Annotated in this window: 12 protein-coding genes; 5 read left to right on the top strand and 7 right to left on the bottom strand. The window is 73.0% G+C overall.

The genetic code is table 11. The features are described 5' to 3' along the window. Positions 1-277: 277 nt before the first annotated feature. The gene (locus ACN269_RS28640) at positions 278-1,240 is read left to right on the top strand and encodes a TIGR03557 family F420-dependent LLM class oxidoreductase (RefSeq protein WP_421475344.1); all 963 of its coding nucleotides are present in this window, start codon (positions 278-280) and stop codon (positions 1,238-1,240) included. Positions 1,241-1,242: 2 nt separating this feature from the next. Next, positions 1,243-2,094, top strand: coding sequence for an alpha/beta fold hydrolase (locus ACN269_RS28635; RefSeq protein ID WP_421475343.1), 852 nt, complete (start codon positions 1,243-1,245; stop codon positions 2,092-2,094). Between the two features lie 113 nt (positions 2,095-2,207). Here the strand turns inward: ACN269_RS28635 and ACN269_RS28630 are convergent, their stop codons facing one another. The 7 genes from ACN269_RS28630 to ACN269_RS28600 form a co-directional block, all read right to left on the bottom strand. Continuing rightward, positions 2,208-3,317, bottom strand: coding sequence for a hypothetical protein (locus ACN269_RS28630; protein WP_421475342.1), 1,110 nt, complete (start codon positions 3,315-3,317; stop codon positions 2,208-2,210). A gap of 48 nt (positions 3,318-3,365) precedes the next feature. Next, a complete protein-coding gene (locus ACN269_RS28625) occupies positions 3,366-4,166 on the bottom strand; it encodes an endonuclease/exonuclease/phosphatase family protein (RefSeq protein ID WP_421475341.1) in 801 nt (266 codons plus the stop codon). A gap of 8 nt (positions 4,167-4,174) precedes the next feature. After that, positions 4,175-5,665, bottom strand: a complete 1,491-nt coding sequence (locus tag ACN269_RS28620) for a phosphatase PAP2 family protein (protein WP_421475340.1) — start codon at positions 5,663-5,665, stop codon at positions 4,175-4,177. A 69-nt stretch (positions 5,666-5,734) separates the two neighbouring features. Continuing rightward, positions 5,735-6,736, bottom strand: a complete 1,002-nt coding sequence (locus ACN269_RS28615) for a YihY/virulence factor BrkB family protein (RefSeq protein ID WP_421475339.1) — start codon at positions 6,734-6,736, stop codon at positions 5,735-5,737. Next, complete coding sequence (locus ACN269_RS28610; RefSeq protein WP_421475338.1) at positions 6,729-7,733, bottom strand: diacylglycerol/lipid kinase family protein; 1,005 nt, start codon at positions 7,731-7,733, stop codon at positions 6,729-6,731. Before ACN269_RS28610 ends, ACN269_RS28615 begins: the two co-directional genes overlap by 8 nt. A gap of 93 nt (positions 7,734-7,826) precedes the next feature. Beyond that, the gene (locus tag ACN269_RS28605; protein ID WP_421476617.1) at positions 7,827-8,405 is read right to left on the bottom strand and encodes a Clp protease N-terminal domain-containing protein; all 579 of its coding nucleotides are present in this window, start codon (positions 8,403-8,405) and stop codon (positions 7,827-7,829) included. Beyond that, positions 8,405-8,641, bottom strand: coding sequence for an HTH domain-containing protein (locus ACN269_RS28600; RefSeq protein WP_354820950.1), 237 nt, complete (start codon positions 8,639-8,641; stop codon positions 8,405-8,407). The genes ACN269_RS28605 and ACN269_RS28600 overlap by 1 nt, the downstream gene beginning before the upstream one ends. 170 nt (positions 8,642-8,811) lie before the next feature. Here ACN269_RS28600 and ACN269_RS28595 point away from each other — a divergent pair, with 170 nt between their 5' ends. The 3 genes from ACN269_RS28595 (at position 8,812) to ACN269_RS28585 (ending at position 12,988) form a co-directional block, all read left to right on the top strand. Further along, positions 8,812-9,672 carry a universal stress protein gene (locus tag ACN269_RS28595; RefSeq protein ID WP_421475337.1) on the top strand — a complete coding sequence of 287 codons (861 nt, stop codon included), beginning with the start codon at positions 8,812-8,814 and terminating at the stop codon, positions 9,670-9,672. A 65-nt stretch (positions 9,673-9,737) separates the two neighbouring features. Beyond that, on the top strand, positions 9,738-12,131 hold the full coding sequence (locus ACN269_RS28590; RefSeq protein WP_421475336.1) for a phosphoketolase family protein: 2,394 nt from the start codon (positions 9,738-9,740) through the stop codon (positions 12,129-12,131). 11 nt (positions 12,132-12,142) lie between these two features. Next, positions 12,143-12,988 (top strand): universal stress protein, encoded by an 846-nt coding sequence (locus ACN269_RS28585; protein ID WP_421475335.1) that lies wholly within the window; start codon positions 12,143-12,145, stop codon positions 12,986-12,988. Positions 12,989-13,061: the final 73 nt, after the last annotated feature.

Below are 13,061 nucleotides of genomic sequence, written 5' to 3'. Positions count from 1 at the left end.
CGCATCAGCCTAGGGCGATGGATCAGCTCTCGCAACCGGTTCAGTAGAGGGCGCGAAGGGGCGGGCGGCCGTGACGGCCCGCGCGGACGCGGGCCGTCACGGGGCGGTCATCCCCACCACAGGATGTGCGCCACACCGAGGGTCTTAACCGGTTAAGAGGACCGTAGGCGCGTCCACGGCATCCGTCAAGCATCGCTCGGGCGAACCGGACGGGAGGGTTGACCGTTGCTGACCTGGGTATCCCGGGACGAACCGTCGGCGAGAAGGAGATACCGGGATGGTGAGCGTCGGCTACACCCTGATGTGCGAGCAGACCGGACCTAAGCGACTGGTGGACCACGCGGTGCGGGCCGAGGCGGCCGGCTTCGACCAGCTGGTGATGTCCGACCACTACTACCCGTGGCTGGACTCGCAGGGCCACTCCCCGTACGCCTGGTCGGTGCTCGGCGCGGTCGCGCACGCCACCTCCCGCGCGGAGCTGATGTCCTTCGTGACCTGCCCGATCCGCCGCTACCACCCGGCCGTGGTCGCCCAGAAGGCCAGCACCATCGGCGCGCTCTCGGACGGGCGGTTCACCCTCGGCTTGGGCGCCGGCGAGAACCTCAACGAGCACGTGGTCGGCGGTTGGCCGCACGTGCAGCAGCGCCACGAGATGTTCGAGGAGGCGTTGCAGATCATCCGTCCGCTGCTCAACGGCGAGACGTTGACCTTCTCCGGGAACCACTTCGACGTACCCGACGCCTACGTCTGGGACCGGCCCGAGCGGCCCGTCCCGATGGCCATCGCCGCCTCCGGCCGGCAGTCCGCCACGCTGGCCGCCGAGTACGGCAACGGCCTCGTCGCGACCGAGCCCGACCGGCACATCATCGAGATGTACGACGACGCGGGCGGCGCCGGCCAGCCCCGCTACGGGCAGGTGGCGATCTGCTACGGCCCGGACGAGGCCGAGTGCCGCAAGATCGTGCACGACCAGTTCCGCTGGTTCGGCATGGGCTGGAAGGTCAACGCCGACCTACCCGGGCCGGAGTCCTTCGCCGCCGCCACCCAGTTCGTCCGCGAGGAAGACGTCGCCGAGGGCATCTCCTGCGGTCCGGACGTGGACGCGCACGTCGAGGCGTTCCGCAAGTTCGTCGACGCCGGCTTCACGCACGTGGCGATCATCCAGGTCGGCGGGGAGACCCAGCCGATGTTCCTGGACTGGGCGCAGGACCAGCTACTGCCGCGGCTGCGTCAACTGTGAGGGTGACGGCGTCCGGCCGGTTCGGGTTGGCCGAGCTGCGGCTCGCCCTGGCCGCTCCCCGGCCGGACGCCGCTCTCACCAGCGACTGGCGGCTCGTCGGCGGCGTGCGCACCCACACCCGACGAAGCGGCGGACCGGACGCCGGGGCGACGCCCGTGGTGCTCGTGCACGGCCTCGCCGTCTCGCACCGCTATCTCACCCCGCTGGCCGTCGCGCTCGCCGGCACCCACCCGGTGTACGTGCCGGACCTGCCCGGCTTCGGCCTGAGCGACCACCCCCGGAGCGCGTACGACGTCGCCCGGCACGCCGACCACCTGGCGGCCTGGCTGGCCGCGTACCGGCTGCCGCCGGTCTGCCTGGTGGGGCACTCGTTCGGCGCGGAGGTCGCCGCCGCGCTCACCGCGAACCACCCGGACGCGGTACGCGCGCTGGTGCTCGCCGGGCCGACAAGTGACCCGGTCGCCCGGTCCCGACGCGCCCTGTTCGCCCGATGGCTGGTGGACACGCTGCACGAGGCCCCGATGCAGGCACCCATCCTGGTGCGGGACATCTGGGACGCCCGGCCCTGGCGGGTCTTCGCGACGCTGTCGCACTCGGTGCGCAACGCGATCGAGACCGACCTCGTGCGGATCACGACGCCGACCCTCGTGCTGACCGGCGGTCTCGACCCGGTGGTCCCGGCGCGGTGGCGCGAGCAGGTGACCCGGCTCGTGCCGGACGCCGACCTCGCCGTCGTACCGGGTGCCGCGCACAACGTGGTCACCACCGCGCCGACGGCGGTCGCGGACGCGATCCGTGCTCTGCTCAGCCACAGCCCGCACTCACGGACAGGTGAACGTCATGCGCTTCGGTAACACGGAGATCCGGCCGCTCGGTGGTGGCCTCGGCTGCCTCCTGATGATCCTCTTCTCGATCCTGGCCTCGGTGGTGCTGACCGTCCTGCTCAACCTGGTGCTCTGAAACGTCCTCAGCGGCGCAGGCCCAGTGCGTTCAGCACCTCGCGGGACGCCACCCGGGCCGGGTCGAGCACCGCGCGGCGGGTCCACCGCGCCGCCGGCGTGACGGTGGCCCGCCAGGCCGCGCGCAGACCGCGCGCCGCCGGCACGACCGTCACCGACCAGACCCAGCGGATGCCCGACAGCAGCGGACGTACGGTGTGCCGCCACAACCAACGCAGCGCCAACCCGATCGGGCGCAGCAGCAGTCGGTAGACCCACCGCAGCAGCCAGCCGGCCGTTCGCCACGCCCCCACCAGCGCGGCCACGACCAGCCGACCGAAGCCGACGACGAGCCACCAGACGCCGCGCGCCAGGCCGACCACGACCCACCGGACTCCGCGCGCCAGCGCGACGAGCGCGACACCCACCGCCCCGGCGAGCGCGGCGACGCCCCGCCACAGCAGCCGTCCGGCGGGGGCGAGGGCCGCGCCCAGCAAGCGCAGCGGCCGCACGACGAGGTGCTCGGCGAGCCAGGCCAGCACGCGACCGAGGGCCACCAGCGGCGGGCGCAGCCCGTGCCGGGCCAACCACACCAACGGCAGCCAGACGAGCGTTCGGGCCACCCAGGCAACCCCCCGCGCCAGCCACACCAGCGGCAGCCACACGAGATTGCGGGCCACCCACACCAGCGGCACCCACACGAGTGTCCGCGCCGCCCACGTCAGGCCGCGCCCCAGCCAGACCAGCGGCAGCCACACGAGATTGCGGGCCGCCCAGCGCAGCGGACGCCACAGTAGATGGTCGGCGCACCAGAGCAGCGGACGCCACACCAGATGGTCCAGGGCCCAGACCAGCGGGGCCAGCAGCCAGTCGCGCAGGAGCCGCCCGACCGGGGTGAGCAGGTACCGGCGCAGCAGCCGGCCGGCAGCCGCGATCAGCTCCCAGAGCAGGCGTACCGGCAGCACGAAGACCAGCGCCACACCGCGCGCGACGGCCGCGACGAGCGGAAGCGCGTCGCTGGCCGGCTCGCCCGTGTGGACGGTCGACGGCATTCGGCCCGCGAACGTCACCGTCGGCGCAGCCGGGCGGTCGGTCGACGGCGCGGGCAGTGGCGGGCGGAGGGTGGGACGGTCGGTCACGGTGGGCACGGTAGCCCGGCGACGCCATCCGGCGGGGCCCCGTGCGGGTCACAGGTCGATGGTGGCCAGCAGTGGATAGTGGTCGGAGGCGGTGTCCGTCGTCGCGTCCCGGATCACCTGGCAGCCGCGCAGCCGCTCGGCCACCGCGCGGCTGCCCAGCAGGTAGTCCAGCCGCATCCCGGCGAACTCCGCTCCCCCGAACCGGGTGGGTACGGTCAGACCGGCGGTCTCGGGCGTGCCGGTGTTGGCGGACGGCCACAGGTCGACCAGGTCGGCGGCGAGCAGCCGGGCGACCGCGCGGGTGTCCACCGCACCGCCGCGCCGGCGCAGGTGCCGTCGCTGGTAGAGGGCGGGCAGGCCGGCAAGCCGGGCGGTGTGGTCGACCGTCGGGTCGAGCGAGTTGAGGTCACCGGCGACCAGGGTCAACGGCCCGGGGGCGCGGCGCAGGGCGGCGACCAGCCAGTCGGCCTCCATCCGTCGGCGGCCACCGGAGTACGGGTACAGGTGGGTGCCGAGCACGGTGAGCGGTCCGGCCGGGGTGGACACCACGACGCGGGCGGCGGCGTGGTGGAACGGCCGGCGCAACGGTCCCGCGGCGAGCACCCGGTACGGCGGCCGGACCAGCACCGCCACCGGCTGCCCGAAGCAGGACCGGGCCAGGTGGGGCGTCATCCCGACCCGGTCCGCCACGGTGGCCATCAGCCCCGCCCGATCGAAGCCGCGCAGCTCCTGCAACACCAACACGTCCGGCGTCTGCCGGTCGACGACCTGGACCACCCGATCCAGCCGGTCGGCGCCGCCACGGTCCCGACCGCCGGTGCGGATGTTCCAGGTCATCACCCGCAGCATCGTGGTGCTCAGTCGGCCCGGCCGGCGCGCGCCAGCTCGTCGTCGAGGGTGTCCACGTCCTCCGACTCGATGGCCGGTCGGTTGCCCTCCGCCAGGTCGGCGTTGGGGCGGATCACGAGGTAGAGCAGGCCGATCCAGAGCGCGGAGAGCAGGATCGCGCCCATGAAGTCGGTCGGGTGGTGCATCCCCCGGTACATCCGGGAGGTCGCCACCCCGACCGGCATGATCACGGCCAGCGCCACGAAGATCCACCGCCACCAGCGGTCGGTACGCGGGAACACGATCAGCGTGATCGCCAGCCAGACGCAGATCGTGGCCGCGATGTGCCCGGACGGGAACGAGGAGGTGGGCATCTGCCCGTCCAGGTTCTCCACCGGCGGTCGCGGCCGGTCGACCACGTGCGCCGAGGCGAGGAAGAGGGTCAACTCACCGACCATCGCCAGCACCACGAACAGCACGGGTCGCCACCGGCGCCACACCGCGAGCACCAGCGGGCAGAACACCAGCGAGATGAGCAGGATGGCGTGGGTGTCACCGAACTTGCTCCACCACCAGCTCAGGTCGGTCAGCGCGTCGGTGTGCCGATCGGCGAACCAGCGCGGGACCTCGGTGTCCAGGGTCGCGAAGAAGGTGCCCTTGGCGTGGTAGCTGACGAACGTGCCGAAGCCGTACAACGCGCCGAACACGAGCACCCAGCCGACCAGCAGCTCGGCCACCGCCGAGCGGGGGTGGGCCAGCACCCGCTCCTCGGCCGGGGCGATGGCGATGTCGTGCCCCGCCTCCGGCTCCAGGCCCTCGGTCAGCGGCGGCACCGGCTTGCCGCGCTCGCGCCGCCACAGCCGGAAGGCGTACGCGGTGACGCCCAGCCAGGCGGCCCCGAGCAGCCAGGCGCCCAGCACGTCGGAGACGAAGTGCACGCCCAGCGCGATCCGGGTCAGCCCGATCAGCGCCACCAGCACACCGACGCCGACGATCGCGGGCTTGCGCCAGCGGGGCGCCATCGCCGGCAGGAACACCAGCAGCAGCGCCCCGTACGCGACGATCGAGCCGAGCGCGTGCCCGCTCGGGAAGCTGTTGCCGGGCGCGCTGGCGACCGGGATGTCCACCACCGGGCGGAGTCGACCGACGAGGTTCTTGAGCGACGGGTCGAGGATCAACCCGCCGACCCCGGTGACGATCAGGTAGACCGCCAGCCGGGGCTGCCGCCGGATCAGCAGGCCGATCGCCGGAATCGCGACCAGCCAGATGAGGATCGGTCGGCCACCCAGGTCGGTCACCGCCTGGAGCACGGTGACCAGCGGGTGGTGTGGGGCAACGAGCGAGTTGAACCACTCGGCGAGCGCGTGGTCGGCGTCCTGCAACGGGCTCCACTTGAAGCGGACGAGCAACAGCAACAGCCCGAACGCCGCGCCCGCGCCGATGACGGCGACCAGACCGGCGATGCTCCGTTCGGCGAAGTGACCGATCGGACGCCGAGCCACCTCTTTGACCGCGGTCACCCCGCACCTCCCTTGTCGTACCTGGCGAGGCGAGGTACCCGATCCGGGTCCGGCGTACACCCGGCGCGCTCAGAGCGCGGTCATGTCCCCGGTGTCGAACAGTTCGGCGCGGTCGGCCTCGGGTTCCCACAGGTCGGGCTGCGCGGGCTCCTGCACACCGATCCGCAGCGCCTCCAACTGGGCGGCGAAGGCCAGCCCGCCGAAGAGCGCCATGCCGGTCAGGTTGGCCCAGAGCAGCAGCGCCATCATGCCGGTAAGCGCGCCGTAGGTCTGCCCGAAGCCGTCGCTGAACTTGACGTACGCGGCGAGCAGCAGGCTGGCCAGCCACCACAGGGCCGTGGCGATGCCGGCGCCGAAGAACAGCCAGGACAGGCCCGGCTGGTTGCGGCGCGGCGCGTGCCGGAACAGCACCGCCACGGCGAGCACGGTCAGGCCGAGGCTCAACGGGAACCGGATCACGTTCCAGATGATGTTGGCGGTCTCGCCCCACTCGTAGTGCTCGCGTACCGAGTCACCCATCGCCCCGCCGCCGACGAGGATCAGGAAGCCGGCCAGCGCGGGCAGGCCGGCGGTGACGGCCAGCACGGCCGCCCGCAGGTACTTCCAGAACGCCGGGCGGTCCCGTTCGACGCCGTAGATGCGGTTGGCACCCCGCTCGATCTGGGCCATCGTGGTGGTCAGCGCGACCAGGCCGGTGAGCAGACCGAGGGTGAGCGCCAACTCCCCCGCGTCCTCGACGCGTTCGCCCTCGCCGAGCAGTTCGCCGACGACCTCGGCGCTCTGACCGGGGGTGAGCGCCAGCACGGTGTCGGCGACCACCCGGCCGCCCTCCTCCACGCCCAACTCGCTGATCAGACCGGTGAGCGCGATGAGGAACGGCACCACGGCCAGGCAGAGCTGCAACGCGAACGCGCGGGAGTGGCTGAACCCGTCGCCGTAGCGGAACCGGATGAACGCGTCCCGCAGCAGATGCCAGCCGCCCTTGCGGCGCAGTGTGTGCCAGGCGTCGTCGGCCGACAGCTCCTCGTCGGCCATCAGCCGGGTCTCCGGCACGATCCGGGTGCTACTCACGGCGCGCTTCCTCGATCAGCTGCTCGCCCCGCTCCCCGGCGGCCTGCGCGTCGACGGACAGGTCGGGGGCGTCCTCGGGCTGCGGGACGCAGAGCCACAGCGCCTGCGGCCGGATCTCGGCGCGGAGCTGCCGTCCGGGGGCGATGAGGTCGCCGTCCAGCTCACGTGGCTGCGGCCGGTTGCTGGTGACCACCACCGTCCGGCCGCGGAAGATCTCCAGCTGTGGCACCTGGCCGCTGCGGCGGACCACGGCCCAGCCGAGCGCCAGCCAGTGCCGCAGGTTACGCGGGGTGAGCACGGCGACGTCGAGCCAGCCGTCGTCCGGCTCGGCCTCGGTCAGCAGGGTCACGCCGCCCTGGAGCCGGCCGACGTTGGCGATCAGCACCGAGCGGGCCCGGCGGCGCACCGGCGGGCGGTCGTCGATGCGGATCTGCACCCGCATCGGCCGGTCGCGCAGGTGCTTCACGGCACCCATCACGTACGCCGGCCAGCCGATGCGCGCCTTGGTGGTCTCGTTGGTGGCGTCGAGCATCTGGGCGTCGAACCCCATGCCGGCCATCACGGTGAAGTACTGGTCCTCCACCGCACCGACGTCGAGCAGCCGTCGGCCGCGCTCGACGGCGACCTGGAGCCCCGCCGCGAGGTCGGTGGAGAGGCCGAGGTTGGCGGCGAGCAGGTTGCCGGTGCCCTGCGGCAGCACGGCGAGCGCCACGTCGGTGCCGACGAGCCCGCTGACGCAGGACATCACGGTGCCGTCGCCGCCGCAGGCGAAGACCAGGTCGGCGCCGGCCTTGACGGCCTGCTCGGTCTGGCCCCGACCCGGATCGTCGACCGTGGTCTCGAACCACTGCGGCTCGGGCCACCCGGCGGCGGCCAGCGCGTCGTTCACGGTGCGGCGCAGCTCGTCGAGATCGGCGACCTTCGCCGGATTGACCACCACGGCGGAGCGCAGCCCGCCGTCCCCACCTGAGGGGCGCCTGTCCTGTCCAGCATCCACGGCGACAGTGTGCAGCACGCCGCCGCCGTCAGCGACCCGGCGAACCGTCGGCGTCGGAAGTGCCACAGACAGGTTTCAACACGTACGTGGCCGTCACGCCGCCGTACGCAGTGCCGCCTCCACCCGACGGCGCAGATCGTCGAGGTCGACTCCGGCCTCGGTGAGCACCAGCGCGCCCAGTCCCTGGCCCTCACGCAGCACCCCGAGCAGGATGTGTTCGGTGCCGATGTGCCGGTGCCGCAGCCGCAGCGCCTCGCGCAGCGACAGTTCCAGGGCCTTCTTGGACCGGGGCGAGAACGGGCCGCCCAGGTAGCGGCGACGCCCCCAGCGGCGACGCGGCGCCGGCACCGCCTCGCGCAGCGCGTCGGGGCCGAAGGACTGCTCGATGCGGGCCACGATCGCGGCCAGGTCGATGCCGATCTCGCGCAGCGCCGCCGCGTCCGCGTCGCCGAGACCGGCGCCGCCGCTGACGGTGTGCCGCCGGACCCGCTCGCGCAGGTCGTCGGCGCGTACCCCGGCGTCGGCCAGTACCCGCCCGGCCAGGCCTTCCTCGTCGGCGAGGAGGGCGAGCAGCAGGTGTTCGGTGCCGACCGGCCGCCGCCCCTCGACGCGCGCCTCCTCGATCGCCCGCCGGACCACGTCCCGTGCCCGGTCGGTGAACCGTTCGAACATCACGCCTCCCAGGATGAGTTGACCGCCGGTCGCCCGGCGTGCTTCTTGTGCACCGCCTGCCGGCTGACCTCGAGCGCGTCGGCGATCTCCTGCCAGGACCAGCCCTGTCGGCGGGCGTTGTCCACCTGGACCACCTCGAGTCGCTCGAGCAGCCGACGCAGCGCGCGGACGGCGCGGAGCCCGACCCGGGGGTCGGTGCTGCCGGCTTCGGCCGCGAGTTCCGTTGCCTGACTCATGGTGTCAACATACGTTGACAGCCGGCGTGTGTCAACACACGTTGACAGCAGGGGTCCGGGCTCGACGCACCCCGTGAGTCGATCCCACCCACACGGAGCAGTCATCCGACTACCCTCGGTGCAGGGACAGCGTGGTCGTGCCGGGCGCGACGCCCGGGAGGTGGTATCGGATGGCGGCATCGGCCGACGCGGCGGTGCTGGTCGGCCTCGGCTCGAACGGGGACCTCCCGGTCGTGGAGCAGGCCGCCCAGGAGGCCGCCGGCCACGGGCGGCCCCTGCACCTGGTACACACCTTCGACTGGCAGGCCGCGTTCGCCGCGGACACCGTCGCCGCGCCCCGCGACCAGGCCGAGTCTCTGATCACCCAGGCCGCCCAGCTCGCCCACCAGGTCGAACCCGGCCTGACCGTACGCGGCGAGATCGTCGAGAGCGCCATGCTGCCCACCCTCATCCGCCGCTCCGAGACCGCCTTCCTGCTGGCGGTCGGCGACAGCGGAATGGCCGGCAGCGGTCAGTGCGTCCCGGCCGACACGCCCGCCGTGCAGCTGGCGGCGCGGGCCAACTGTCCGCTGCTGGCGGTCCGTCGCGAACCCCCGCCGCAGGGCCCGGTCCTGGTCGGGGTGGACGGCTCGCCCAGCTCCCACCTCGCGCTGCGGTGGGCCGTCGAGTGCGCCGCCCGGCGCGACGCGCGCCTCGTGGCCCTGCGGGTGGTGGAGAGCGACGAGGACACCGACGCGGTCACCGAGCAGCTCGGCGAGGCGCTGGCCCGGCACGTCGACCGGCACACCGGCGTGCCCACCGAATGCCGGGTCGTGCGCGGCGACCCCGCGCAGGTGCTCATCGACACGTCCCGATCGGCCCAGGTGGCGCTGGTCGCGGCCCGCGGCGACGAACCGGGACGCGCCATGCTCGGCGCGGTCGCCCAGTCCCTGCTCTACCACTCCCCCGCCCCGGTGGTCGTCGTCCGCGGCCTCGCCGAGGTCCCGCTCACCGGGCCCGACGCCCACCCGACCCGGGACCAACGACCCTGACCGAGCACGGCCGCAGCGGCGAGGCTGGACGCCGGACCCACCCCCTAACCGCGGGAGGCAGCATCATGGACACCGCTGAAGACGTACAGCGCGCACTCACCGACGAGGAGCTGCGCCGGCTGGACGCCTACTGGCGCGCCGCGAACTACCTCACCGTCGGGCAGATCTACCTGCTGGGCAACCCTCTGCTGCGGGAGCCGCTGACCGTCGACGACATCAAGCCCCGGCTGCTCGGACACTGGGGAACCAGCCCCGGGCTGAACCTGATCTACGCCCACCTCAACCGGGTGATCGTCGCGCGCGACCTGAACGCCATGCTGGTCACCGGCCCCGGACACGGCGGCCCGGCCATCGTGGCCAACACGTGGTTGGAGGGCACCTGGTCCGAGCGCTACCACGACGTGGCCCGCGACGAGACCGGCATGGCCCGGCTGTTCCGGCAGTTCTCCTTCCCCGGCGGCATCCCCAGCCACGTCGCAGCGGACGTGCCGGGTTCGATCCACGAGGGCGGCGAGCTGGGGTACGCCCTGAGCCACGCCTACGGCGCCGCGTTCGACCACCCGGATCTCGTGGTCGCCTGCGTGGTGGGCGACGGTGAAGCGGAGACCGGCCCACTGGCCGGCAGTTGGCTCTCCAACGTCTTCCTCAACCCGGCCCGGGACGGCGCGGTGCTGCCGATCCTGCACCTCAACGGCTACAAGATCGCCAATCCCACCGTGCTGTCCCGGATCCCCGAGACGGACCTGCTGGATCTCATGCGGGGCTCGGGTTACGAGCCGTACGTGGTGGCCGGCGACGACCCGGGCATGGTGCACCGCACGCTCGCGGCCACCATGGACCGGGCGCTGGACGAGATCGCCACGATCCAGCGCCGGGCGCGCTCCGGCGGCGTCGTCGAGCGGCCCCGCTGGCCGATGATCATCCTGCGGACGCCGAAGGGCTGGACCGGACCGCGCGAGGTCGACGGCACGGAGGTGGAGGGCACCTACCGGGCGCACCAGGTGCCGCTGTCCGGCGTACGCGACAACCCGGCGCACCTGGCCGAGCTGGAGCGCTGGCTACGCAGCTACCGACCCGAGGAGCTGTTCGACGCCACCGGCGCACCGGTCGACGAGCTGCGGACCCTGCCGCCGAGCGGCGACCGGCGGATGAGCGCCAACCCGGTCACCAACGGCGGAGTGATCCTGCGCGACCTGGACCTGCCCGACTTCGGCGAGTACGGCGTCGACGTCCCCGAGCCGGGCCAGCCGATGGCCGGCGCGACCGGGGTGCTCGGTCCGTGGATCCGCGACGTGATCACCGCCAACCCGCAGACCTTCCGGCTGTTCGGCCCGGACGAGGTCGCGTCCAACCGGTTGGGTGCCGCCTTCGAGGCGACCGACCGGGCCTGGATGGTCGCCACGGTCCCCGGCGACGACCACCTCTCCCCGGACGGCCGGGTCATGGAGGTGCTCTCCGAGCACCTGTGCCAGGGCTGGTTGGAGGGCTACCTGCTGACCGGCCGGCACGGGGTGTTCACCAGCTACGAGGCCTTCATCCACATCGTCGACTCGATGGTGAACCAGCACGCCAAGTGGCTGAAGGTGACCCGCGCCATCCCCTGGCGACAGCCGATCGCCTCGCTGAACTACCTGCTGTCCAGCCACGTCTGGCGGCAGGACCACAACGGCTTCTCCCACCAGGACCCGGGCTTCATCGATCACGTGGTCAACAAGAAGGCCGAGGTGGTCCGGGTCTACCTGCCGCCGGACGCCAACACCCTGCTCGCCACCATGGACCACTGCCTGCGCAGCCGGCACTACATCAACGTGGTCGTGGCCGGGAAGCAGCCGGCGCCCAACTGGCTCACCGTCGACGAGGCGATCCAGCACACCCGCCGCGGTCTGGGCATCTGGGAGTGGGCCAGCACCGACGGCGACAGCGAGCCGGACGTCGTCCTCGCCTGCTGCGGCGACGTACCCACCCTGGAGACGCTGGCCGCCGCCGACCTGCTGCGCCGGCACCTGCCGGAGCTGAAGGTCCGGCTGGTCAACGTCGTCGACCTGATGCGCCTGCAACCGGACACCGAACACCCGCACGGCCTGCCCGACAAGGAATTCGACACCATCTTCACCCCGGACCGACCGGTCATCTTCGCCTACCACGGATACCCGTGGCTCATCCACCGCCTGACCTACCGCCGGTCCAACCACGACAACCTGCACGTACGCGGCTACAAGGAGGAGGGCACCACCACCACCCCGTTCGACATGGTGATGCTCAACGACCTGGACCGGTTCCACCTCGTCATCGACGTCATCGACCGGGTGCCGGGCCTGGGAGCGCGCGCCGCGCACCTGCGCCAGCGGATGGTCGACGCCCGGCAGGCGGCCCGCGACTACACCCGCCGGTACGGCGAGGACGACCCGCAGGTCGCCGAGTGGCGGTGGGTCCGCGAGACCGACCCGACCAACCCCTGAAGGAGGACGACGTGCGGGACGCGGAGATCCTGGTCGGCTACGACGGCTCGACCGACGCGTCGGTGGCCCTGGACTGGGCGCTGGACGAGGCCGAACGCAGCGGTCAGCCGGTGCGGCTGGCGTACATCTTCGAATGGCTGACGGTGGCCAGTTGGGTCGGTCCGGGCGTGGCGCCCGGCATCTGGCCGGACGACACCGCCCGACGGCAGGTGGACGACCTGGTCCGCAACGCCGCCGCGGACGCCGCCGCCGCGCATCCCGGCCTGACGGTCACCGGCGAGGTGTACGACGGACCGCCCGCCCTCGTGTTGCAGGAACGCTCCACCGACGCGGGGATGCTGGTGCTCGGCAGCCGGGGTCACGGCGGGTTCGCCGGGCTGCTGGCCGGGTCGACGGCGGTGTCGGTCGCCGCGCACGCACACTGTCCCGTCATCGTGGTCCGCGACGGCACCACCCACGGCCCGGCCGACGCCGTGACGGTCGGGGTGGACACCTCCGAGCCGTCGCTGGTGGCACTCGGCTTCGCGGCCGAGCGGGCGGCCCAGCGTCGGGTACCGCTGCGTGTGCTGCACGCCTGGACGCCGGGCCCCGGTGGAGCGGCCGGGACGCCCGACGAGCGGGCGGCCGTCGAGGAGGCGGTCGAACCCTGGCGGCGGACGTTCCCCGAGCTGGAGCTGACGGTCGACCTCGTGGCGGGCAGTCCGGCGGCGACGCTGATCGAGGCGAGCCGGTCGGCCCAGTTGGTGGTGGTCGGCAGCCGGGGCCGGGGCGGGCTTGCCGGAATGCTGCTCGGCTCGGTCAGCCAGCAGCTCATCCAGCACGCCGGCTGCCCGGTCGCCGTCGTCCGGGAGCGTTGAGACGGCCGACCGTCGTTCTGGGCCGACCGGCCCGGGTCCCGGGACCTGTGGCCCCTGCGCGTGGCCGGCCGAG

Source organism: Micromonospora sp. WMMD736 (genome assembly GCF_049179015.1).
Classification (GTDB): Bacteria; Actinomycetota; Actinomycetes; order Mycobacteriales; family Micromonosporaceae; genus Micromonospora.
Note: the sequence above shows the minus strand (reverse complement) of the source record. Positions and strands in the feature narration are given on the sequence as shown.

Coding starts and splice junctions, on each gene's coding strand:
- ACN269_RS28595 (WP_421475337.1), top strand. CDS start 8,812: ATGGCGGCATCGGCCGACGCGGCGGTGCTGGTCGGCCTCGGCTCGAAC.
- ACN269_RS28605 (WP_421476617.1), bottom strand. CDS start 8,405: ATGTTCGAACGGTTCACCGACCGGGCACGGGACGTGGTCCGGCGGGCG.
- ACN269_RS28600 (WP_354820950.1), bottom strand. CDS start 8,641: ATGAGTCAGGCAACGGAACTCGCGGCCGAAGCCGGCAGCACCGACCCC.
- ACN269_RS28640 (WP_421475344.1), top strand. CDS start 278: ATGGTGAGCGTCGGCTACACCCTGATGTGCGAGCAGACCGGACCTAAG.
- ACN269_RS28625 (WP_421475341.1), bottom strand. CDS start 4,166: ATGCTGCGGGTGATGACCTGGAACATCCGCACCGGCGGTCGGGACCGT.
- ACN269_RS28590 (WP_421475336.1), top strand. CDS start 9,738: ATGGACACCGCTGAAGACGTACAGCGCGCACTCACCGACGAGGAGCTG.